The following is a 20212-nucleotide window of genomic DNA, read 5'->3' on the forward strand; positions in this document are numbered from 1 at the left end:
TCGGCAGATCACATTCGGGGTTAGCCTAGCAGCTCGAACGGATTCGCGGGGGGCTGCCAGACGTGCTCGTCCAGATCGGAACGCTCATCGCCGCGACGAGCCTCGTCCAGCTTGCCAACGGCTTCTTCAACACGTTCCTGTCGCTGCGGCTGACGACCGAGAATTTCGGCGCGACGCTGACCGGCATCGTGCTCAGCGCCTATTTCATCGGCTTCTCGATCGGTGCCGTCGGCTGCGGCGGCATCATCCAGCGCATCGGGCATATCCGCGCCTACGCCGCCTTCGCGGGCATGGTCGTGGTCGCCACGGCGCTGATGTCGCTCCTCGTCTCGCCGCTCGGCTGGATCCTGTGCCGGATGGCGATCGGCACCGGCTGCGTCGGCCTGTTCATCACGACGGAGAGCTGGCTGAACGCCAAGGCACCGCCGGAACAGCGCGGCCGGATCTTCTCGATCTACATGGTCGGCACCTTCCTGGCCCTGGCGGCCGGGCAATTGCTGATCGGCAAGCTGCCGATCACCTCGGCGACGCCGTTCAGCATCATCGTCGCGCTGTTCGCGCTGGCGCTGATGATGGTCAGCGCGACCCGCGCCGAGGCGCCGGCGTTGCCGCCCGAGACTTCGCTGCCCTATGGCGAGCTGACGCGGCAGGCCCCGGTCTCGGTGATCGGCTGCGTGGTCTCGGGCATCGTCACCAGCGCCTTCTACGCGCTCGTCCCGGCGTGGATGGCCAGGAACAACGTCGCCCAGGAAACGATCGCGCTGGTCATGCTGGTCGCCGTGCTTGGCGGCTTCGTGTTCCAGGTGCCGGTCGGCCGGCTCTCGGATCGCGGCGACCGCCGGATCGTGCTGGCCGGGCTGGCGCTCGGCTTCTCGGTCGCGGCCGTGCTGCTCGGTTTCGTTCCGCGCGATCTGATGCTGGTGCTGCCGGTGGCGGCGCTGCTCGGCGGCTTCATGTCGACGCTCTATCCGGTCTGCGTCGCGCATGCGCTCGACCGCATGCCGCAGGATCGCGTCGTCGCGGTCAGCGGCCGGCTGATCCTGGTCAGCGGCATCGGCTCGGCGCTCGGTCCGATCCTCGGCGCCCAGGTGATGGCGCGGCTCGACATCAACGGACTGCTCTACTTCATGGCCGCCGCGACGGCTGCGCTCGCCGCGGTCGCGGGCCTGCGCATCCAGCAGCGGGCGCCGGCGGAGCAGATGGCGGAGAGGCCGTTCGCGGTCATCGATCCGCTCAACGCCTCGATCTCGCAGGAACCGGAAGCGACGGATCCGGACGGGACGCCGCGCGCCCTGCCCGGCTGATCGCGCCGACTCAGAGCCCGTTCCGATCAGCTTGCACCGCAAGCTGATCGGAACGGGCTCTCATCTCAAGTTTAGAGACGGATTCACCGATCAGATTGATTCAATCTGATCGGATCCGGCTCTAGCTTGCGTCAACGCCGCCGAGAGCTCCGGCTTGACGTTCAGCGTCTGGAACACGACGCAATAGCGCTCGGTCAGCTTGAGCAGGCTGTCGAGCTTCTCCTGCGGCGCGTCGGTCTCGACGTCGAAGAACAGCCGGATCGCCTTGAAGCCGACGGCGGCATCCCTGGCGACGCCGAGCGTGCCGCGGAAGTCGAGATCGCCCTCGGCGCGGACGACGCCCTTCTTCAACTCGATCTCGAGCGCGGTCGCGACCGCCTTCAGGGTCACGCCGGCGCAGGCGACCAGCGCCTCGAGCAGCATGTCGCCGGAGCAGAGCTCGGCGCCGGAGCCGCCGGTCGCCGGATGCAGGCCGGCGAGCGCGATGGCGCGCCCGGTCTCGACCTTGCAGGCGATGTGCTGGTCGTCGAGCTCGCCCTTCGCCTTGAGCGTGATCACCGCCGCATCCGGCGCCTCGCGATATTTATCCTTGAGCGGGGCCTGAAGAGCGCGAAGCGCAGTGACGTCCATGATGGCGGTTCCTCGATCGAAATGGATGCTGGCAGGGTTTACTGCATCGGGCGCAAAAGTGGATGCGGTTTTCAGAAAAGGACGATGCGATCGCGGCGCCGCGTCAGGCGGCGACTTCCACGGCCACCACCGGCTGCTCGCCGCCGAACTCCTTTTCCAGCGCACGACGCAATTCACGGCGCAGGGCGACGAAGCCGACCGAGCGGGGATCGCGCGGCCGCGGCAGCAGATTGTCGAGCCGATAGGCGAAGGGGCCGGGCTTCTGCGGCAGCACGAGGATCCGGTCGGCGAGACGGACGGACTCCTCGACGGAGGCTGTGGCGATGACCACGGCCGGGCGCCCTTGCGTGCAGAGATCGGCGAAGGGTTCGGCAAGGCGGTGCTGCGCCTGCTCGTCCAGCCCGGCGAAGGGCTCGTCGATCAGCAGCAGCTTCGGGCGCAGCAGCGACAGGCGCGCCAGCGCAAGGCCCTGCAGCTCCCCCAGTGAGAGCGTGCCGGGGCGCCGGTCGGCGGCTGCGCTGAGACCGACGCGGACCAGCGCATTGGCGATCAGTCCCTCGCGGGCGAAAGGCGTCGCGCCGGGCAGGCCAAAGGCCAGGTTCTCGGCCAGGCCGAGCCAGGGGAAGAAATGCGGCCGGGCGCCGAGCAGCCCCAGCTCGGCCGACGGCACCGGGTCCACATCGGCGTCGAGGCCGGCGATGGCGCGCAGCAGCGCACTGCGGCCGGCGGCGGGCCCGCCGAGCAAGGCGACGACCTGCCCGGGCGCCGGGCGCAGCGCGGCGGCATCGAAACTTGCGGCGAAGAGATCGGGATCGAGAAAGCTGACGGACATCGGGCGATTCCTTCCAGAACAAGGCGGAGGGAAGCGCCGACGGCTTGAGCCGTCATCTCGTCTCCCACGCTTTAGCGGCATTTGTTTCGCGCCCGCAAGCTGAGGCTCAAATCGGCGCGTATCCTTTAATAAGGTCCAGTCGTCTGTTTTGTCAAACGGGGCGGTTGACCATCACCACCACATGCCGGCGCTCTCAGCCGCCTTGTGCTGCTGCGGCTGCTCGTCACGCAGCGAGCGGTCGAGCGTGCGCAGCACCTCGCGCTTGCCCGCCTCGAAGGCGGGCGAGAGCCGGTCGCGCGGCCGGGCCAGGGGATTGTCGAGCTCGTCGAAGACGCGGCCGGGCCGGGGCTGCATCACCATGATCCGGTCGGCCAGCGTCACCGCTTCCTCGACATCATGGGTCACCATCACCACGGTCGGCCGGCTTTCCTCCCAGAGCGCCAGCAGGTGGTCGTGCAGGCTGGCGCGGGTGGTGGCGTCGAGCGCCGAGAAGGGCTCGTCCATCAGCAGGAGCTTGGGCCTTGTGATCAGGGCGCGCGCAATGGCGACGCGCTGCTGCTGGCCGCCGGAGAGCTCGCGCGGCCAGCGCCTGTCATAGCCGCCGAGGCCGACGCGGGCGAGCGCGCTGCCGATCAGCCGCTGGCGCTCGGCTGCCGGGAGGTCCGCCAGGCCGAAGCCGACATTGTCGGCGACGCTGAGCCAGGGAAAGAGCCGTGGCTCCTGGAAGATGACGCCGACATCGGCGCGCGGCTCGGTGATCGCCGTGCCGCCCAGCACGATGCGGCCCTCGCTCGGCCGGTCGAGCCCGGCGACGAGCCGCAGCAGCGTGGTCTTGCCGCAGCCCGAACCGCCGACCAGAGCGAGGATCTCGCCGGCCGCGACCTCGGCCGTGATGCCGGACAGCGCCCGGGTGCCGTCGGCATAGGTCTTGGAGAGGTTGTCGAAGGTCAGCATCGCGGCGGCCTCAGAGCTTGTCCCGCGCCGTGTCCTGCCAGCGCAGGAAGGGGCGGGCGAGCGCGACCAGCACGCCATCCGCCAGCTTGCCGAGCACGGCGAAGGAGATGATGGCGGCGATGATGGTGGCAGGCCGGCCGAGTTGCTGGCCGTCGACGAGGAGATAGCCGAGCCCCTCGCTCGCGCCCATGATCTCGGCGGCGACGACGAACATGAAGCCGAGGCCGAGGCCGCCGCGCAGCGCCGTGAACCAGTCAGGCAGGATCGCCGGCAGCAGCACGCGCCGAACCATCGCCAACCTTCCGAGACGGAAGACGCGGCCGACCTCGACGATCTTGCGGTCGATCGAGAGGATCGCGGCGGCAACGCCGAGATAGATCGGGAAGAAGACGCCGACCGCGATCAGCGCCACCTTGGACGCCTCGAAGATGCCGAACCAGAGGATGAAGAGCGGCACCCAGGCGATCGAGGGGATGGCGCGGAGCGCCTGCAGGGTCGGGTCGAGCAGGCCGCGTGCCACCGGCAGGGCGCCGGTGAGCGCCCCCAGCAGGGTGCCGGCGGCGGCGCCGAGGCCGAAGCCGGCGAGCACGCGCCAGAGCGTCGCGGCGGCATGGGTGGCGAGCTCGCCGCTGAGCGCAAGCTCCCAGAGCGTCGCGCCGACGACGCTCGGCGGCGGCATCAGCCGGCCATTGGCGAGCCCGGTCCGGACAGCCACCTCCCAGAGCGCAGCCAGGACGAGCGGCAGCACCAGCCCGGCGAGACGCAGCCGCGTCCGCCCGGCCGACCCGGCCCGGGCGATGCTTTCGGCCGGAGCCGTCCCGATCTCGATCGCGCTCATCGCCGCCCGGCCATGCCGCTCAGTTGGTCGCGACGAAGCGCCGGTCGATCAGCGCGTCGACAGCCGCCTTGATGTCCGTCGCGGCGGGCAGCACCCCGGCCTGCTGCAAGGCGATGCCGGCGGCCAGGATCGTCTCGGCCTGGGCCGCGCCGATACTGCTGTGGGTCAGCTCGGTACGGGTGAGCTGGCGCTCGATCACCGCGTCGGAGAGCTTGGTCGCCTCGACCAGCACCTTCCTGACCTCGGCCGGGTTGGCGAGCGCGATGGCGCGCGCCTCCTCATAGGCTTTCAGCACCTTGCGGACGAGCTCCGGATGCTTTTCGGCGAACTCCTCGCGGACATTGAGCACGCCCCAGGTGTTGTCGGCCGCCTTGCGGTGGAACAGCCTGGCGCCGGCCTCGATCTCGGCGGCGGCCATCAGCGGGTCGAGCCCCGCCCAGGCCTCGACATCGCCGCGCTCGAGCGCGAGCCGGCCATCGGCATGCTGCAGCAGGACGAGCTTGACGTCCTTCTCGGTCAGGCCGGCATCGGCGAGCGAGCGCACCAGGAAGATGTGCGGATCGGTGCCGCGGGTGACGGCGACGCGCCTGCCCTTGAGATCGGCGACCTTGGTGATCTCGCTCTTGGCGCCGGTGACCAGCGCCGTCCATTCGGGCCGCGAATAGACATAGATGGACTTGATCGGGTTGCCGTTGATCCTGCCGATCAGCGCGGCGGCGCCGGCGGTCGAGCCGAAGTCGAGCGAGCCGGCATTGAGGAATTCGAGCGCCTTGTTCGAGCCGGCGGAAAAGACCCAGCGGACCTTGATGCCGTCGGCCTCGAGCGCCTTCTCGAGGATACCGCGCTCCTTCAGGAGGAGGCCGACCGGATTATAGGTCGCGTAGTCGATGCGGATTTCCTTCGGCGCCTGGGCCAAAGCGGCGCCGCCGACGAATGCGGCGGCTGCAAAGCCGGCAATTGCGGCGCGGCGGCTCGGAGGCAGGATCTTCGTCATGGCGTTTCCCTTCGTCGAATGGCTGCGAAGGGATCGGAGGCCTTGCGGGCCTCCCGCGCCCCACGCTTTAGCTGCACTTGTTTCGCGCCCGCAAGCTGGTGGCTCAAATCGGCGCGTGTCCGATTTTTAGGTGCATGCGTTCTGTTTGTCAAACAACCCTTCCTGAAATCGGCATAGAAAATTTTCACATTTCAAGTATGTTTAATAGGGATTTCTGCCGTAGCCGCCATCGTGCTAGGGATCGCTCCTGAACCCTTCCCGCGAAAGCGCCGCCGTGCCGCCAGCGACCGACAAGCCCGCTCCGAAACTGGCCGAACTGATCGAGAACCCGGCCGCGGCCGTCGCCCGGCTGGCACGCCAGGCCGGCGGCGGCACGGAGGCGCTGCGCGCCGCCCTCGCCGCCGCCCTGCGCGACGCCCTCGAGGAAGGCCGCGCCTCGGCCAAGGAATTGCTTGCCCGCACCCGCAACGGCCTCACCTGCGCCAAGCGGCTCTCGGCCGCGATGGACGCCGTGGTCGGCAGTCTCCATGCCGCGGCGACGCGACATTTCTATCCCGCGGAGAACCCGTCCTCGGGCGAGCGCATGGCCGTCGTCGCCGTCGGCGGCTATGGCCGCGGCACGCTGGCTCCGGGCTCGGATGTCGACCTGCTCTTCCTCTTCCCGGACAAGCAGACGGCCTGGGGCGAGAGCGTGGTCGAAGCGGTGCTCTACCCGCTCTGGGACCTGAAGCTGAAGGTCGGCCATTCGGTCCGCTCGGTCGACGACTGCATCCGCGAGGCGCGCGGCGACATGACGATCCGCACCGCGCTGCTGGAGGCGCGGCTCGTCGCCGGCGATGCGGCGCTGTTCGCGCAGATGATGCGGCGCTACGGCGCCGAGGTGGTCGAGGGCAGCGCCCCGGCCTTCACCGAGGCCAAGCTCGCCGAGCGCGAGACCCGCGTCACGCGGGCCGGCACCTCGCGCTATCTGGTCGAGCCCAACGTCAAGGACGGCAAGGGCGGCCTGCGCGATCTCAACACCCTGTTCTGGATCGCCAAATACGCCTACCGCGTCGACGATCCGGCCGATCTCGTCGAGGCCGGCCTGTTCGACGCCCGGGAGCTCGCGATCTTCCGGCGCGCCGAGGAGTTCCTCTGGCGCGTGCGCTGCTGGATGCATTTCATCACCGGCCGGGCCGAGGAGCGGCTCTCCTTCGACCTGCAGCGCCAGGTAGCAGCTGCGATCGGCTATGCGGGCAGAAGCGGCCAGGCCCCGGTCGAGCGCTTCATGAAGGCCTATTTCCTCACGGCGAAGGATGTCGGCGACCTCACGGCGATCGTCTGCGCCGCGCTGGAAGCCCGCCAGCAGAAGCCGCGCGCGACCCTGACCCGGCTGCTCGGCTCGCTGACCAAGCGCAGGCGGGTGCGCGCGCTCGGCCACCCCGATTTCACGCTGAAGAGCCAGCGCCTCAGCGTCGTCGACGACGACGCCTTCAAGCGCGATCCCGTCAATCTCCTGCGCCTCTACGAGATCGCCAGCCGCGACGACATCGCCATCCACCCGGCCACCAGCCGGCTGGTGACGCAATCGCTGCGACTGGTCACGGCGCAATTGCGGAACGATCGCGAGGCCAACCGCATCTTCATCGAGATCCTGACGGCACGGCGCTCGCCCGAGGCGGTGCTGCGGCGGATGAACGAATCCGGCCTGCTCGGCCGCTTCATCCCGGATTTCGGCCGCGTCGTCGCGATGATGCAGTTCAACATGTATCATCACTATACGGTCGACGAGCACCTGATCCGCTCGATCGGCATCCTGGCCGAGATCGATGCCGGGGTGCTGGTGGCCGAGCATCCGCTCGCCAACTCGATCTTCGCCTCCATCGCCAACCGGCGCGCGCTTTATGTCGCGCTGTTGCTGCACGACATCGCCAAGGGCCGGCCGGAGGACCATTCGGTCGCCGGCGCGCGCGTCGCCCGCAAGCTCTGCCGGCGTTTCGGCATGGCCGAGGCCCAGACCGAGACCGTGGTCTGGCTGATCGAGAACCATCTCGTGATGTCGACCGTCGCCCAGAGCCGCGACCTCGGCGACCCGAAGACGATCGAGAGCTTCGCGGCGATCGTGCAATCGCTGGAACGGCTGAAGCTTTTGCTCGTGCTCACCGTCGCCGACATCAAGGCCGTCGGCCCCGGCGTCTGGAACGGCTGGAAGGGCCAGCTGCTGCGCACGCTCTATTACGAGACCGAGGTGGTGCTCGCCGGCGGCCATTCCGCGATCGAGCGCAAGGCCCGGGTGGAGCTGAAGCAGGACGCGCTCGCCGCCAGGCTCTCCGACTGGCCGCCGGCAGCACGCCAGGCCTATCTGGCCCGGCACTACCCGGCCTATTGGCTCAAGGTCGAGCTCGACCGCCAGGAGCAGCATGCGCGCTTCCTGCATGAGGCGGAGGGCGCCGGGCGCACCACCGCGACCAGGGTCGAGACCGACCGGTTCCGCGGCGTCACCGAACTCACCATCCTGGCGCCCGACCATCCGCGCCTGCTCGCCATCGTCACCGGCGCCTGCGCGGCGGCCGGCGGCAACATCGTCGACGCCCAGATCTTCACCACCAGCGACGGGCTGGTGCTCGACACCATCTTCGTCTCGCGCGCCTTCGAGCGCGACGACGACGAGTTGCGCCGGGCCGAGCGCATCGCGGCCGCGATCGAGCGCGCGCTGAAGGGCGAGATCAAGATCGCCGACCTGGTGGCGCAGCGCCGCGCCCCACCGCCGCGCGGCCAGACCTTCCAGGTCGCGCCCGAGGTGATCATCGACAACGTGCTCTCGACCCGCCACACCGTGCTCGAGGTTTCGGGGCTCGACCGGCCGGGCCTGCTCTACGATCTCACCACCGCGATCTCGAAGCTCAACCTCAACATCGCCTCGGCCCATATCGCCACTTTCGGCGAGAAGGCGGTCGACGTTTTCTACGTCACCGACCTGACGGGCGCGAAGATCACCACGACGGCGCGCCAGCTCGTCATCCGCCAGGCCCTGCTCGCCGTGTTCAGCTTCGACCATGACAAGGCGCAGGCGACGCGGACCAAAGCGATGGCCCGAGCTTGATTTCGGCCACCCGAAATCCGATATCGGCCACGAAACAGGCGCGGACCCGGCTTCCGTCCCTGACAGTTTGCATGACTGGAGTTTGATGACGCGATGACGCGGAACCCTGCGATGGACGATCCGAAGCCCGAGACGGAAACCCAGGTCGAGACGGAGGGCCAGGCGCCCGACGCGCTCGCCGCCGCCGAGGCCGAACGCGACGACCTCAAGGACAAGCTGCTGCGCACGCTGGCCGAGATGGAGAATCTGCGCCGGCGCACCGAGCGCGAAATCGCCGACGCCAAGGCCTATGCCGTCACCAGCTTCGCCCGCGACATGCTGGGCTCGGCCGATAATCTGCGCCGCGCCCTGGAAAGCGTGCCGCAGGCGGTACATGATTCTGCCGATGGGACGCTGAAGGCCGTCATCGACGGCGTCGAGCTGACCGAGCGCGAACTGCTCAAGACGCTGGAACGCCATGGCGTCCGGCGCATCGAGCCGCATGGCGAGAAATTCGACCCGAACCTGCACCAGGCGATGTTCGAGGCGCCCGACGAGAGCGTCGCCAAGGGGCTGGTCTCGAAGGTGGTTCAGACCGGCTACAAGATCGGCGAGCGGGTGCTTCGCCCGGCGCTGGTCGGCGTTTCGGCCGGTGGGTCCAAGCCCGCGGCGAACGGAGCCTCCGAGGCGCCGGCGCCGGAAGCCGGGGACAAGCCCGCTTCCGGCGAATGATGGGTGATGCGAAGGCGGGCGACGTCGCCGTCTTCGCCCTCACGCCTCAGCCTGACGGCTTGGTCACGCGGCGCAGGGTCAGGTTGATCCGCCCGGCCTGCGGCAGCAGGTTCGACGAGCCGGCAAGGATGCGGTCGATGCCGTGATAGGCCAGCCTCGCCTCGCCGCCGAAGGCGAGCGCGTCGCCCGAGGCCAGCTTCAGCGAGACCGTCCTGCCGCCGCGCACCGTGCCGCCGATGCGGAAGATCGCCGTGTCGCCGAGCGAGAGCGACAGCACAGGCGCCGAAAAATCCTGCTCGTCGCGGTCCTGGTGCAGGCCCATCCTCGCCGTCGGCTCGTAGAAATTGACCAGGCAGGCCTGCGGCGGGTGCGGATAGGCGGCGAGCTCTTCCCAGGCGCGCAGCAGGCGCGAAGGCATCTCCGGCCAAGGCGTGCCGGTTTCCGGATGGTTGGGCTGGTAGCGATAGCCACTCTCGTCCGAGACCCAGCCGAGCGCGCCGCAGTTCGTCATTTTGACGGAGAAGGGTTTTCCCGTCTTCGGCATGCGCGGGGTGAAGAACGGCGCCTGCCGGGCGACCTCGCGCAGTTCTGCGACCAGCGCCGCCTGCTCGGCCGCATCGAGATAGCCCGGCCAATGCGTCACGCCGGGGGCGACGGCGAGCGGAGCCATCAGGGTCAGAGCTTGTCGAGGCCGAGCACGTCGGCCATCGAATAGAGCCCGGGCTTGCGGCCGCGGCCCCAGAGCGCCGCCCGGACCGCGCCCTGGGCGAACAGGCTGCGATCCTCGGCGACATGGGAGAGCTCGAGGCGCTCGCCGGCCCCGGCGAAGATCACCTTGTGGTCGCCGACGACGGTGCCGCCGCGCAATGCGGTGAAGCCGATGGCGCCGGCGGGACGCGCCCCGACCTGGCCGTCGCGCACCGCGACGCGCGCCTGCGCGAGATCGACGCCCCGACCCTGGGCTGCCGCCTCGCCGAGCAGCACCGCCGTTCCCGACGGCGCATCGACCTTCATGCGGTGGTGCATCTCCGCGATCTCGATGTCCCAGTCGGTGCCGAGCGTGGCGGCGACCTTGCGCACCAGCGCCGCCAGCAGATTGACGCCGAGGCTCATATTGCCGGAGCGGATGATCGCGGCATGGCGCGCCGCCGCCTCCAGCCTTGCGATGTGGCCGGGCTCCAGGCCGGTCGTGCCGACGACATGCACGATGCGGGCTTGGGCCGCGAGGCCGGCGAAAGCGACGCTCGCCTCGGGAGAAGTGAAGTCGAGCACGCCCTCGGCCTCGACGAAAGCCGGCAGCGCGTCGTCGGTGACGACGACGCCGCTTGCGGGCAATCCGGCGAGCACCGCGGCGTCCTGGCCAATCGCAGGCGAGCCCGGCCGCTCGATCGCGGCGCCGAGCACGCAGCCTTGCGTCTCCGCGATCGCCTTGATCAGCGAGCGGCCCATCCGGCCGGCGGCGCCGACGACGACAAGGCGCATGTCGCTCATGATGAAACGCTCCAGAATGCCAGGCTACGCCCGATCCGGGCGGCGCGACTGCCTATAAGCCGCTTCGCAGCCGGCCGAAACGAAAAACGGCCGGGCGAACCCGGCCGTTTCGATCTCGATAGGTGATGGCCCTATTCGGCCGGCTGGATCGCCGAGACCTGCCAGGCGCCACCGCGCGGACGCACGAAGGTCCAGAGCTCGGTGACCTCGCGCGGGATCGTCGCATGGCCCTCGACGACGCGGCCGCCTTCGCGCTCGACGAGCGCGTTGAGCGAGCTGAAGCGCATCGCGACCGTGGCGTATTCGAAACCGGCCTCGCGCCAGGATTCGGCGAGGTCGCCCTGCAGCAGCTTGACGTCGGCGACGCGGTCGACGAGGCCCTTGCCGGCGTTCTCGGCGATGTCCTCGGCGAAATAGCCGGCCATCTCCGGCGTCGCCAGCTGACGCAGCGTGGCGTTATCCTCGTTCGAATAGGCGAGCTGGACGTCGCCGAGCAGCCGCTCGAAATTGGCATAGTCGGCGCCGGCGAGCTCGAACTCGACCGGCTTGGCGGAAGCGGCGGTGGCGGCGCCCGCACCGCCCATCATCGCGCCCACGCGCTGGGCAGCCTGAGGCTGCTCCGGCTGATAGGGCTCGCGACCGAGCGGAGCGCCGGCGCTCGCGAGCTGCGGCTGCGAACGGCGACGGAAGAAGCGCAGCGCCAGCCAGATCAGGCCGCCGATCAGCGCAACCTGGAACAGCATGCCAAGCATGCCGGCGAGGCCGCCGAAACCGGCGCCCGAGAGCAGGCCGAACAGGCCGGCACCGAGCAGGCCGGCACCGATGCCCATCATCATGTTGCGGGCGAAGGACGGACGCGCCGCCTGCGCCGCGGCGGCGCCGGGCGCGGCCGCCGAGGGGCTAGGCGCAGGAGTGGCGGTGCGCTGCATCGGCGCGGCACCGGTCGGCGCCGTCTGGGTCGGCGCGACCTGCTGCGTGGTGCGCGAGCCGCGGCTGCCGAAGCCCTTGCCGCCACCCGGGCGAGCCTCGGCCAGCACGGGAACGAGCAGCAAGGCGCCGGCGAGAAGGGTGACGATCCGGCCGCGCCGGGCAAGCGAAATCAAAGACATGGTCCCTCCCGGGGCCAGAGTGGCCCTCTTCGCGCAAATATGGAGGGGTCGTACGACTTTCGCAAGGTGGGCGCCCGGCAAACGCCTGCGATTCACCCGCTGCCGGAACGTTGGGCTGCCGACACGGCTGTGGTATCGTTTCCGCTTCGTTACGCCTCGAACGCGAACGAAAGGAGCCAGCCATGATCCGGGTCTTTCGGAGGCTGCACCACCCGCGCGCGACGGCATCACGCCCTGTCGCGATTTCCGCCATGACGATGCTGGCCACGACGATTCTGGCCGCCACCGCCCTGCTGCTCTGCATCCCGGCCCAGGCTCAGGAGCCCGCCGAGGCGCTCGACCGGCCGCGTGTCGCACAGGCGCCCGAGCCCTATTGCTTCTGCTGGAGCGACGGCAAGAAGATCGCCGAAGGCGCGATCGCCTGCATCCGCACCAACAAGGGGCGGCGGCTGGCCCAATGCGGCCGCGTCATCAACATGATGTCCTGGGAAGTCAGCGAGAACCCCTGCCCCGAGAGTTGAGCGCCGCAGGGGGCGGCGGAGGGCGGCATCGAACGATGCCTTGCCGGGCCAAGGCCGGCTATAAAAGGACCAGCGATAAAGGGACCGGCCGGAAAAGAAAAACGCCACCGGATCCTTCCGGCGGCGCTTCCCGAACCATCTCTAGGGTCTCCAGACTTCAGACTGACTTCTGTCAGAACGCTCCGACCACGATCGCCAGAACCAGCAAAAAAGCCGCTCCCATGGCCAATCGGTCGAGACTTAGCGCAAGGCTCATCGAACCCTCCTTTGTCATTGACCTGTCGCCGAAGTTAGCAGAATCGAGCGACGCCGCAAGCGGAAACGACGCGGAAAGCCGAGCCCGGCGAGAGCAATGACCTTAATCAAGGGTTAAAGCATTGACTCGCTTTGTATATGGTCAAGATCAAGACCTTCTCTGTAAAAGGCTTTAGTATTCACAAGTCTAAGATGAACCCCCTGTATCACACTCGCGCCCGAATTGTTGCGACGCAATATTGTTCCATCCGGGACAGGCGCCATTCTCCTGCCGGCGTTTCGTCAAGCGGCGGTCACGATCAGGCGCTCGAGCGCCTTCGCCACGGCGATCACCTGCGCATCGGCGCCGAAGCGGCCGACGAGCTGGAACGAGACCGGCAGACCACGCGGGCCGCGCAGCAGCGGCACGGTCAGGCACGGCGTCCCGAGCAGGGTCCAGAGCCGGTTGAACTTCGAATCGCCGGTCGAGGCGAGCGTCGCCGGCGCCTCGCCGGGGGCCGCATAGGTCAGCAGGACATCGACTTCGCCGAGCCAGCTTTCGGCGGCATGGCGCCCGCGCCGCGACTGGCGCCGGGCCTCGTCATACTGCGCCGGCGTCGTTTTCCGCGCCTCGTCGAGATAGGCGCGCAGCTTGGGCGACAAGGCCTCGCGATGATTGGCGTATTCCCAGGCCAGCGCCTGCGTCGCCTCCCAATCCTGCAAGGGCCCGTGCGCCTTGAAGGCGTCGGCGAGCTCGGTCGGCGCCGCCCGCTCGATCACGCTCGCCCCGGCCTGCCGCGCCAGAGCAGCGATGCGCTGCAGGGCTTCCTCGCAGGCCGGTTCCGGCGCCTCGGTGAATTCCTGCCGGGCGAGGCCGAGCCTGAGCCCCTGCAGCGGCGCTGCCGCGGCGTCGAGCTCCGCCCGGCCGGTCAGCGCCGCCAGCGCGAAGCCGAGATCGTCGGCGCTGCCCGCCATCAGGCCGAGCGTATCGAGCGACCAGGAGAACGGCTTGACGCCGACGGTCGGCAGCAGAGCGTAGGAAGGCTTGATCGCCGCTGCGCCGCAATAGGCCGCGGGGCGGATCACCGAGCCGCCGGTCTGCGTGCCGATGGCCAGCGGGACCATGCCGGCCGCGACGGCTGCCGCCGAGCCGGCCGAGGAGCCGCCCGGGCTCGCGCTCGGATCATGCGGGTTGCGGGTCGGCGCCGGGTCGAGGAAGGCGAAGGCGGTGCTCTGCGTCTTGCCCGCGACGGTCGCGCCCGCCGCCTTCAGCGCCATGACGATCGCCGCATCGGCGCGCGGCTGCCAGCCTTCATAGATCGTCGAGCCCATGCCGGTCGGCAATTCGGCCGTGTCGATGATGTCCTTGACGCCGCAGGCGATGCCGGCGAGCGGGCCGGCGCCCGGCTTCAGCGCGTCGGGGCGGCTGGCGAAGGCGTGCAACTCGCCGTCGCGCGCCGCGATTCGCTGCTCGCTTTCAGCCAGGGCGGCCTGGGCCGTGATCTCGCCATTGGCGACGCGGCGGGCAATCTCGCGAACCGAAAGCATGGAAGCGTTCCTGTGGCATGGCGGCCGCAGGATCGGGCCGGACGGGGCCATGCTGGCATGAAGCCGCCGCCCTGCGGTAGCCGGCCGATCGCGACCGCAGGGCGGCGCCGGCGCATGCCTGTCGCAGCGCCAGCGGCCGCTGGATGGCGGCGCTCAGGCAGAAGCCTTCAATAGCTCGCCCGCCCGCCCGACAGATCGAAGATGCCGCCGGTCGAGAAGGAGCATTCGTCGGAGGAAAGCCAGAGCACCATGCGGGCGACCTCCTCGACCTCGACGAAGCGCCCCATCGGGATGCGCGAGAGGATCTCGGCCCGGCGCTCGGCCGAGATCTCCTTGGCCATCGCCGTCTCGGCGGCCGAGGGCGTCACCGCCGTGACCATGATGCCGTCCGTCGCGGCGTCGCGGGCAACGCTCTTGGTCAGCGCGATCATCCCGGCCTTGGAGGCGGAATAGGCGCCGGCCATGGCCATGCCCTCCTTGCCCTGGATCGAGGCGATGTTGACGACATGGCCGCGCAGGGGGTGGCCGCCGGCACTCGAAGCCCGCGGCGGCTGCCGGCGCATCAAGCCGACCACCGAGCGCATCACCAGATAGGCGCCGAACAGGTTGACCTGGAGCACGCGCTGGAAATTGTCGGGCGAGGTTTCCCAGATTGGCTTCACCTCGCCGAGCACGCCGGCATTGTTGACCAGGATGTCGATGCGGCCATGGCTGGCGAAAGCCGCCTGCGCCGCCTCCTCGACCGCGCCCGCCACCCGGATGTCGAGCTGCCGGCGGCCGACGCGCCGGCCGAGATCGACCACGGCTTCGGTCAGCGCCGTACCATCCTGGTCCCAGAGCTCGACGCTGGCGCCGGCCGCGAGCAGCGCCCGGGCAATGCCGCGGCCAAGCCCGCCGGCGCCGCCGGTGACGATGGCGAAGCGGCCGGAGAGATCGTAACGCGCGCTCATCAGCCGGCACTCCATTGCGTTCTGGTGCGGGTGATCTGGTGGCGATAGAAGCCGAGCGTGAACGGCCCCTCGCCGCCCAGCGCCGCCAGCCTGTCGCCGCCGAGCCCGGCCCTGGCAAGCGCGACGAAATCGGCCTCGTCGCCCCAGCCCTCCAGCAGCAGTACCCAGCGCGGCACCGCATTGGCGACGCCGCGCGCCTTCTGCTCGGCGGTGGCGACGCCGCTCGCCTCTGCATCCGCCGTCAGCAGGTGCACACCAGCGACGCCGGGCTTGGCCAGCAGGTCCGGGATGAGGCCGCGCAGCAGGGAGGCCTTGTGGCTGGCGGCCTGCTCGTCGGGAACATCGTAGCGCAAGGTCGCGATCATACCGCCCTGGGCCGGACCGGCGGTATGGGCGACGCGGCAGATCGAGCGCGCGACGGCGCGGAAATGCTGCACCGCCGACAAGGTCCAGGGCGTCGGAGCGTTGACGCGGGCGGCGTAGTCCTGGCCCTTCAGCACCTCGACGGTCTGCGCCTCGTAGAGGTTGAAGAATTCGAGATCGGCCTCGATCGCGACATAGCGCCGGCCGCGCAGGAAGCCGGGAATGCCGACCCGCTCCGGCATGTGCTCCTGCCCATGCCAGGCATAGAAATCCGCCCTGCCCTCCGGCGCGATGTCGTGCCAGATCGCAACCGCCCCCTCACCCGCCAGGCTCATCGTTCCTCCGTCAGGCTCGTGCGAGGCGCGTTGACTCGGCCTCGAGCGACCTCTATACGAAAATCAAATCCAAATTGGAAATCATTTCCAATTATAACGCATGAGGGGACGGAACGAGTGACGATCGCGGCAGTCGAGCGCGCATTGAAGATGCTGGAAGCGCTGGCGGGCGAGCCCGAAGGCGCCGATCTCAGCCTGCTCGCCGAACGCCTCGACCTGCCGGTCAGCGCGACCCACCGGCTGCTGGCGACCTTGGCCGAGCGCGGGCTCGTAGCGCAGGATGCGAGCTCCGGCGCCTATGGCCTGACGCTGAAGCTGGCGCAGCTCGCCTTCCGCAATCTCGATCTGCGCGGCCTGCCCGATGCCGGCCAGATCGTGCTCGATGAACTGGCGCGTACGACCCGCGAATATTGCCGCCTCGCCGTGGTCGAGGGCGAGAACCTGGTCTGGATCGCCCGGGCCCAGGGCGCGACGGCCGGCCTGCGCTACGAGCCGCCGATGGGCACCGAGATCGTCCTGCACGCCACCGCGACCGGCAAGGCCTGGCTCGCCAGCCTGCCCGAGGCCGAGGCGCTGCGCATCGTCTGCGCCCGCGGCTTCAAGGCCGAAGGGCGTACCGGGCCGAATGCGCTCGGCGACGTCGATGCGCTGCGTGCCCATCTCGACGAGACCCGCCGGCGCGGCTTCGCGCTCGCCGTCGAGGAGGGTGAGATCGGCACGGTCGCGATGGCGGCGACCTTCCGCGCCAGCCCGGAAGCCGAGGCCGACGTCGCCGGCACGCTGAGCGTCGCCGGCCCGCTGCAGCGCATGCAGGAGGCGCGGCGCGAGGAGATCGCCGAGGCCCTGCAGCATGCCGCGCAGGCGATGGCCGAGATCTGGCCGCTGCGACGCCGGCAGATCGCGCCGGCAGGCGAGCAGGCGCCGCGCCTGCGCGCCGCGGCGCCGGCCGCGAGGGCTTCGGCATGAGCCAGGATAGCGCCAGCACCCATCCCGCTCCGGCGGCGCTCGGCAGCGGCCAGACGCGCGCCTGGATCTCGGCCATCGCCTGGCCGCTCGCCAGCTTCGCCCTGCTGCTGCTCGCCTGGCAGTGGTTCGTGCCGATGGCCGGCATCCCGGAATACATCCTCCCGGTTCCGAGCGCCTTCTTCGAGCGGCTCTGGATCGACCGGGCGCTGATCTTCCAGCACACGCTGGTGACGGCCAACGAGATCGTGCTCGGCTTCCTGATGGCCGCGGTGATCTCGATCCCGCTCGGCTATGTCATCGTCTCGGTGAAGCTGCTCGAGAAGGCGATCTACCCGGTCATCGTCTTCTTCCAGCTCGTGCCGAAGATCGCGATCGCTCCGCTCTTCGTGGTCTGGTTCGGCTTCGGCCTGTTCCCGAAGGTGCTGCTGACCTTCCTGCTCTGCTTCTTCCCGACGCTGGTCGCCAGCATGACCGGCTTTAGGGCGCTCGACGAGCGCGTGCTCTATCTCACCCGCTCAATGGGCGCCTCGGCCTGGCAGACCTTCCGCTATGTCCGGGTGCCGGCGGCGCTGGCCTATATCTTCTCGGGGCTGAAGGTCTCGGCGGTGTTCGCCGCAACCGGCGCGATCGTCGGCGAGTTCGTCGGCGCCAATGCGGGGCTCGGCTACCTCTTGCTGCGTGGCACCAGCTTCCTCGACATGCCGCTGATCTTCGCCTGCCTGGTGGCGCTCAGCTTCGTCGGCATCCTGTTCAGCTATCTCGTCGACGGGCTCGAGGTGCTGCTGATGCCATGGCAGCGCAAGAGTTGAAGACCGCTAATTCGACCATCAATCCGGGCAAACCGGAACCACAGGGAGGACAGGACCATGCTGAGAAGGACATTGCTCACCGCCGCCGCCATGCTGGCACTCGGCGCGACCGGCGCGCTCGCCCAGGCCGGCGGCAAGCCGATGAAGATCACGCTGAACTTCCTCGCCGCCGCCCCCAATGCCGGCTTCATGCTGGCCAAGCAGATGGGGCTCTATGAGAAGGCCGGGATCAACCTGACCATCGAGGAGGGCAAGGGTTCCGGCACCACGGCGCAGATGGTCGCCACCGGCCAGACCGATGTCGGCTTCGCCGATGCGCCGGCCGCCATGCAGCTGCGCACCAAGGGCGCGCCGGTGAAGATCATCGCGCCGGTGCTGCAGACCAATGGCTTCGCCATCATCTCGCTCGAGGAGAGCGGCATCGCCTCGCCAAAGGACCTGGTCGGCAAGAAGCTCGCGGTCCAGCCCGGCACGGCGCAGACCATTCTGCTCGACGCCATCCTCGCCTCCAACCAGATCGACAAGACGAAGGTCGACATCATCAACATCGACCCCGGCGCCTTCGTCGGCGCGCTGCTCGAGAAGAAGGTCGACGCCATTCTCGGCGGCGCCGACTTCCATTCGATCCAGATCCGCGAGCGCGGCTTCAAGGTCCGCGACCTGTTCTATCGCGACATCGGGGTGCCGACGGTCGGCCTGTCGATCATCGCCCGCGACGACAAGATCAAGGCCGATGCCGAGCTCTACAAGAAGTTCGTCGAGGCGAGCCTCCAGGGCTGGGACGCCGCCCGCAAGAATCCCGAGGCCGCCGCCGACGCCGTCATCGCGCAGTTCCCCTCGGTGAAGAAGGCGCAGGTGATGGGGCAGTTCGAGGTCGTCAACAAGCTGCTCTGCGCGCCGGGCGCGACCTCGCTCGGCAAGGTGCCGGAGAAGAACTGGAATGTGAGCTTCGAGCTGCTGACGCAGTATCTCGGCCTGCCCAAGGACAAGCCGATCACCGACTATTACACGACCGAGCTGCTGCCGGCCGCGGCGCCGGCCTGCCCGTAGTCGACGACCACCCCTGAACGGTCATCCCGGCCGGAGCGCAGCGCAGGGCCGGGATCCATGCCTGAACCGTTCCGGCATGGGCCCCGGGTCTCCCTGCGGTCGCCCGGGACGACCGCGAGATTGGACGAGAAAAGCATGACCGCCTCCGCCGCCTCGATCGAAGGACGTGGCATCGTCAAGAGCTTCGGCGGCTTCACCGCCGTCGACGGGCTGACACTCGACATCAGGAGCGGCGAATTCGTCAGCCTGATCGGTCCCTCCGGCTGCGGCAAGAGCACCTTCATGCTGATGGCCGCCGGGCTGATCCCGACCAGCGGCGGGGAACTGCTGGTCAACGGCAGGGAACTGACCGAGCCGCTGACCGATATCGGCATCGTCTTCCAGGACCACCTGCTGCTGGAATTCCGCACGGCGCTGGAAAACGTCATGCTCCAGGCCGAGATTCGCGGCCTGCCGCTCGGCCCGGCAAAGGAACGGGCGCTCGAGCTCTTCGCCAAGCTCGGCATCAGCCATGCGGTCGACCGCTATCCGAAGCAGCTTTCCGGCGGCATGCGCCAGCGCGTCTCGATCGCCCGGGCGCTGATCCACGACCCCTCCGTGCTGATGATGGACGAGCCCTTCGGCGCGCTCGACGCGATCACGCGCACGCAGATCCGGCACGATCTCGAAATGCTCTGGCTCGAGACAGGCAAAACCGTCGTCTTCATCACCCATTCGATCGACGAGGCGATCGGCCTGTCGGACAGGGTGCTGGTGATGTCGCCGACGCCGGGGCGGATCGTCGACGAGATCAGGATCGAGCTGCCGCGGCCACGCCCGGCCCATCTCGGCGACTATCCGAGCTTCAACACCTATGCCGACCGCATCCACGACGCCTTCCGGCGGTTTGGGGTGATCAAGTATTGAGGCGGCGCGGCGGCCCGGAACGCTTCCCGTCATTGCGAGGAGGCGTCAGCCGACGAAGCAATCCAGGGCCGCCGGGCGAGCGCTTTCTGGCCCTCTGGATTGCTTCGCTTCGCTCGCAAGAACGGGTACCGTCGTGTTCATGGGTTCCAGGCCCATCGCTGCGCGATGTCCCGGAATGACGGCGCGGTACCCCGTCGACGCAGCATTGTTCAGCTGACGACCGGCAGAACCTCGACATCGTAGCCATGCGCGATAGTCCGGCCGAGCTTGCGGTCGTGCAGCTCCATCTCGAAGCGGCTCGCCGGGCGGATGCCGCCGATCGCGCCGAGCGTGCCGCAGAACATCGCCGAACCCGGCGGCAGGCCGCCGCCCGGCCTGCGCGCCATCAGGTCGGCGGGCGTGCGCAGGCTCGCGAGCCGGCCTTCCTGATAGAGCTCGCGCTTGCCGTCGATCACGGCGAAAGCGCGCATCTCGATCTCGTCCCAATGGCCCTCGACCTCGGCGAGCTTCCAGAGCGCGCCGGCGATCGGCTTGCCGCAGAGCTGCTTCGACAGCGCGATGCCGAAGGTCTCGGCCTTGCGGTCG

20 protein-coding genes are annotated in these 20212 nt (G+C 69.0%); 8 read left to right on the forward strand and 12 right to left on the reverse strand.

Annotated features, from left to right (window positions below; all coding sequences use genetic code 11):
• The first annotated feature begins 62 nt into the window (after nt 1–62).
• Nucleotides 63–1304 (forward strand): MFS transporter, encoded by a 1242-nt coding sequence (locus V6M56_RS20065; protein ID WP_332686287.1) that lies wholly within the window; start codon nt 63–65, stop codon nt 1302–1304.
• A gap of 90 nt (nt 1305–1394) precedes the next feature.
• Here the strand turns inward: V6M56_RS20065 and V6M56_RS20070 are convergent, their stop codons facing one another.
• From V6M56_RS20070 to V6M56_RS20090, 5 genes are all read right to left on the reverse strand, one after another.
• Complete coding sequence (locus tag V6M56_RS20070; RefSeq protein WP_332686289.1) at nt 1395–1934, reverse strand: OsmC family protein; 540 nt, start codon at nt 1932–1934, stop codon at nt 1395–1397.
• Nucleotides 1935–2037: 103 nt separating this feature from the next.
• Nucleotides 2038–2766 carry an ATP-binding cassette domain-containing protein gene (locus V6M56_RS20075; protein ID WP_332686291.1) on the reverse strand — a complete coding sequence of 243 codons (729 nt, stop codon included), beginning with the start codon at nt 2764–2766 and terminating at the stop codon, nt 2038–2040.
• Between the two features lie 171 nt (nt 2767–2937).
• Nucleotides 2938–3720 (reverse strand): ABC transporter ATP-binding protein, encoded by a 783-nt coding sequence (locus V6M56_RS20080; RefSeq protein ID WP_332686293.1) that lies wholly within the window; start codon nt 3718–3720, stop codon nt 2938–2940.
• A 10-nt stretch (nt 3721–3730) separates the two neighbouring features.
• On the reverse strand, nt 3731–4558 hold the full coding sequence (locus V6M56_RS20085; RefSeq protein WP_332686295.1) for an ABC transporter permease: 828 nt from the start codon (nt 4556–4558) through the stop codon (nt 3731–3733).
• Nucleotides 4559–4577: 19 nt separating this feature from the next.
• Nucleotides 4578–5552 (reverse strand): aliphatic sulfonate ABC transporter substrate-binding protein, encoded by a 975-nt coding sequence (locus tag V6M56_RS20090; protein WP_332686297.1) that lies wholly within the window; start codon nt 5550–5552, stop codon nt 4578–4580.
• 319 nt (nt 5553–5871) lie between these two features.
• Between V6M56_RS20090 and V6M56_RS20095 the strand changes: the two genes are divergently transcribed.
• Both V6M56_RS20095 and grpE read left to right on the forward strand, forming a co-directional pair.
• Nucleotides 5872–8634 carry a [protein-PII] uridylyltransferase gene (locus tag V6M56_RS20095; RefSeq protein WP_442881199.1) on the forward strand — a complete coding sequence of 921 codons (2763 nt, stop codon included), beginning with the start codon at nt 5872–5874 and terminating at the stop codon, nt 8632–8634.
• A gap of 93 nt (nt 8635–8727) precedes the next feature.
• Entirely contained in the window at nt 8728–9345 is a 618-nt protein-coding gene (grpE, locus tag V6M56_RS20100; protein ID WP_442881198.1) for a nucleotide exchange factor GrpE, read from the forward strand.
• Nucleotides 9346–9391: 46 nt separating this feature from the next.
• Here the strand turns inward: grpE and V6M56_RS20105 are convergent, their stop codons facing one another.
• The 3 genes from V6M56_RS20105 to V6M56_RS20115 all read right to left on the reverse strand — a co-directional run bounded on the left by V6M56_RS20105 (nt 9392) and on the right by V6M56_RS20115 (nt 11945).
• Nucleotides 9392–10015 (reverse strand): alpha-ketoglutarate-dependent dioxygenase AlkB family protein, encoded by a 624-nt coding sequence (locus tag V6M56_RS20105; RefSeq protein WP_332686299.1) that lies wholly within the window; start codon nt 10013–10015, stop codon nt 9392–9394.
• 5 nt (nt 10016–10020) lie between these two features.
• Complete coding sequence (gene dapB, locus V6M56_RS20110; protein WP_332686329.1) at nt 10021–10827, reverse strand: 4-hydroxy-tetrahydrodipicolinate reductase; 807 nt, start codon at nt 10825–10827, stop codon at nt 10021–10023.
• Between the two features lie 140 nt (nt 10828–10967).
• Nucleotides 10968–11945, reverse strand: a complete 978-nt coding sequence (locus V6M56_RS20115) for a TIM44-like domain-containing protein (RefSeq protein WP_332686301.1) — start codon at nt 11943–11945, stop codon at nt 10968–10970.
• Nucleotides 11946–12196: 251 nt separating this feature from the next.
• Between V6M56_RS20115 and V6M56_RS20120 the strand changes: the two genes are divergently transcribed.
• Nucleotides 12197–12466 (forward strand): hypothetical protein, encoded by a 270-nt coding sequence (locus V6M56_RS20120; RefSeq protein WP_332686304.1) that lies wholly within the window; start codon nt 12197–12199, stop codon nt 12464–12466.
• A 537-nt stretch (nt 12467–13003) separates the two neighbouring features.
• Here V6M56_RS20120 and V6M56_RS20125 read toward each other — a convergent pair.
• The 3 genes from V6M56_RS20125 to V6M56_RS20135 all read right to left on the reverse strand — a co-directional run bounded on the left by V6M56_RS20125 (nt 13004) and on the right by V6M56_RS20135 (nt 15896).
• The gene (locus V6M56_RS20125) at nt 13004–14248 is read right to left on the reverse strand and encodes an amidase (RefSeq protein WP_332686305.1); all 1245 of its coding nucleotides are present in this window, start codon (nt 14246–14248) and stop codon (nt 13004–13006) included.
• A 167-nt stretch (nt 14249–14415) separates the two neighbouring features.
• A complete protein-coding gene (locus V6M56_RS20130) occupies nt 14416–15198 on the reverse strand; it encodes an SDR family NAD(P)-dependent oxidoreductase (protein ID WP_332686307.1) in 783 nt (260 codons plus the stop codon).
• Nucleotides 15198–15896, reverse strand: a complete 699-nt coding sequence (locus tag V6M56_RS20135; protein ID WP_332686309.1) for a hypothetical protein — start codon at nt 15894–15896, stop codon at nt 15198–15200. Before V6M56_RS20135 ends, V6M56_RS20130 begins: the two co-directional genes overlap by 1 nt.
• A gap of 117 nt (nt 15897–16013) precedes the next feature.
• Between V6M56_RS20135 and V6M56_RS20140 the strand changes: the two genes are divergently transcribed.
• The 4 genes from V6M56_RS20140 to V6M56_RS20155 all read left to right on the forward strand — a co-directional run bounded on the left by V6M56_RS20140 (nt 16014) and on the right by V6M56_RS20155 (nt 19627).
• Nucleotides 16014–16862, forward strand: a complete 849-nt coding sequence (locus V6M56_RS20140; RefSeq protein WP_332686311.1) for an IclR family transcriptional regulator — start codon at nt 16014–16016, stop codon at nt 16860–16862.
• Nucleotides 16859–17671 (forward strand): ABC transporter permease, encoded by an 813-nt coding sequence (locus V6M56_RS20145; protein ID WP_332686313.1) that lies wholly within the window; start codon nt 16859–16861, stop codon nt 17669–17671. The genes V6M56_RS20140 and V6M56_RS20145 overlap by 4 nt, the downstream gene beginning before the upstream one ends.
• A 57-nt stretch (nt 17672–17728) precedes the next feature.
• Nucleotides 17729–18721, forward strand: a complete 993-nt coding sequence (locus V6M56_RS20150; protein WP_332686315.1) for an ABC transporter substrate-binding protein — start codon at nt 17729–17731, stop codon at nt 18719–18721.
• Nucleotides 18722–18856: 135 nt separating this feature from the next.
• On the forward strand, nt 18857–19627 hold the full coding sequence (locus tag V6M56_RS20155; RefSeq protein ID WP_332686317.1) for an ABC transporter ATP-binding protein: 771 nt from the start codon (nt 18857–18859) through the stop codon (nt 19625–19627).
• 209 nt (nt 19628–19836) lie between these two features.
• On the opposite strand, the gene V6M56_RS20160 is transcribed toward V6M56_RS20155, so the two are convergent.
• Nucleotides 19837–20212 (reverse strand): DUF2848 family protein (locus tag V6M56_RS20160; RefSeq protein WP_332686319.1); only part of this gene is annotated, 376 nt, incomplete at its 5' end.

Origin of the sequence: Allobosea sp., from assembly GCF_036675845.1 — a bacterium.
Taxonomy (GTDB): domain Bacteria; phylum Pseudomonadota; class Alphaproteobacteria; order Rhizobiales; family Beijerinckiaceae; genus Allobosea.

Excerpts from the sequence above, each read along its gene's own strand:
- V6M56_RS20070 (WP_332686289.1), bottom strand. The coding sequence starts at position 1,934 with ATGGACGTCACTGCGCTTCGCGCTCTTCAGGCCCCGCTCAAGGATAAA.
- V6M56_RS20075 (WP_332686291.1), bottom strand. The coding sequence starts at position 2,766 with ATGTCCGTCAGCTTTCTCGATCCCGATCTCTTCGCCGCAAGTTTCGAT.
- V6M56_RS20080 (WP_332686293.1), bottom strand. The coding sequence starts at position 3,720 with ATGCTGACCTTCGACAACCTCTCCAAGACCTATGCCGACGGCACCCGG.
- V6M56_RS20085 (WP_332686295.1), bottom strand. The coding sequence starts at position 4,558 with ATGAGCGCGATCGAGATCGGGACGGCTCCGGCCGAAAGCATCGCCCGG.
- V6M56_RS20090 (WP_332686297.1), bottom strand. The coding sequence starts at position 5,552 with ATGACGAAGATCCTGCCTCCGAGCCGCCGCGCCGCAATTGCCGGCTTT.
- grpE (WP_442881198.1), top strand. The coding sequence starts at position 8,728 with ATGACGCGGAACCCTGCGATGGACGATCCGAAGCCCGAGACGGAAACC.
- V6M56_RS20105 (WP_332686299.1), bottom strand. The coding sequence starts at position 10,015 with ATGGCTCCGCTCGCCGTCGCCCCCGGCGTGACGCATTGGCCGGGCTAT.
- dapB (WP_332686329.1), bottom strand. The coding sequence starts at position 10,827 with ATGCGCCTTGTCGTCGTCGGCGCCGCCGGCCGGATGGGCCGCTCGCTG.
- V6M56_RS20115 (WP_332686301.1), bottom strand. The coding sequence starts at position 11,945 with ATGTCTTTGATTTCGCTTGCCCGGCGCGGCCGGATCGTCACCCTTCTC.
- V6M56_RS20120 (WP_332686304.1), top strand. The coding sequence starts at position 12,197 with ATGACGATGCTGGCCACGACGATTCTGGCCGCCACCGCCCTGCTGCTC.
- V6M56_RS20125 (WP_332686305.1), bottom strand. The coding sequence starts at position 14,248 with ATGCTTTCGGTTCGCGAGATTGCCCGCCGCGTCGCCAATGGCGAGATC.
- V6M56_RS20130 (WP_332686307.1), bottom strand. The coding sequence starts at position 15,198 with ATGAGCGCGCGTTACGATCTCTCCGGCCGCTTCGCCATCGTCACCGGC.
- V6M56_RS20135 (WP_332686309.1), bottom strand. The coding sequence starts at position 15,896 with ATGAGCCTGGCGGGTGAGGGGGCGGTTGCGATCTGGCACGACATCGCG.
- V6M56_RS20145 (WP_332686313.1), top strand. The coding sequence starts at position 16,859 with ATGAGCCAGGATAGCGCCAGCACCCATCCCGCTCCGGCGGCGCTCGGC.
- V6M56_RS20150 (WP_332686315.1), top strand. The coding sequence starts at position 17,729 with ATGCTGAGAAGGACATTGCTCACCGCCGCCGCCATGCTGGCACTCGGC.
- V6M56_RS20155 (WP_332686317.1), top strand. The coding sequence starts at position 18,857 with ATGACCGCCTCCGCCGCCTCGATCGAAGGACGTGGCATCGTCAAGAGC.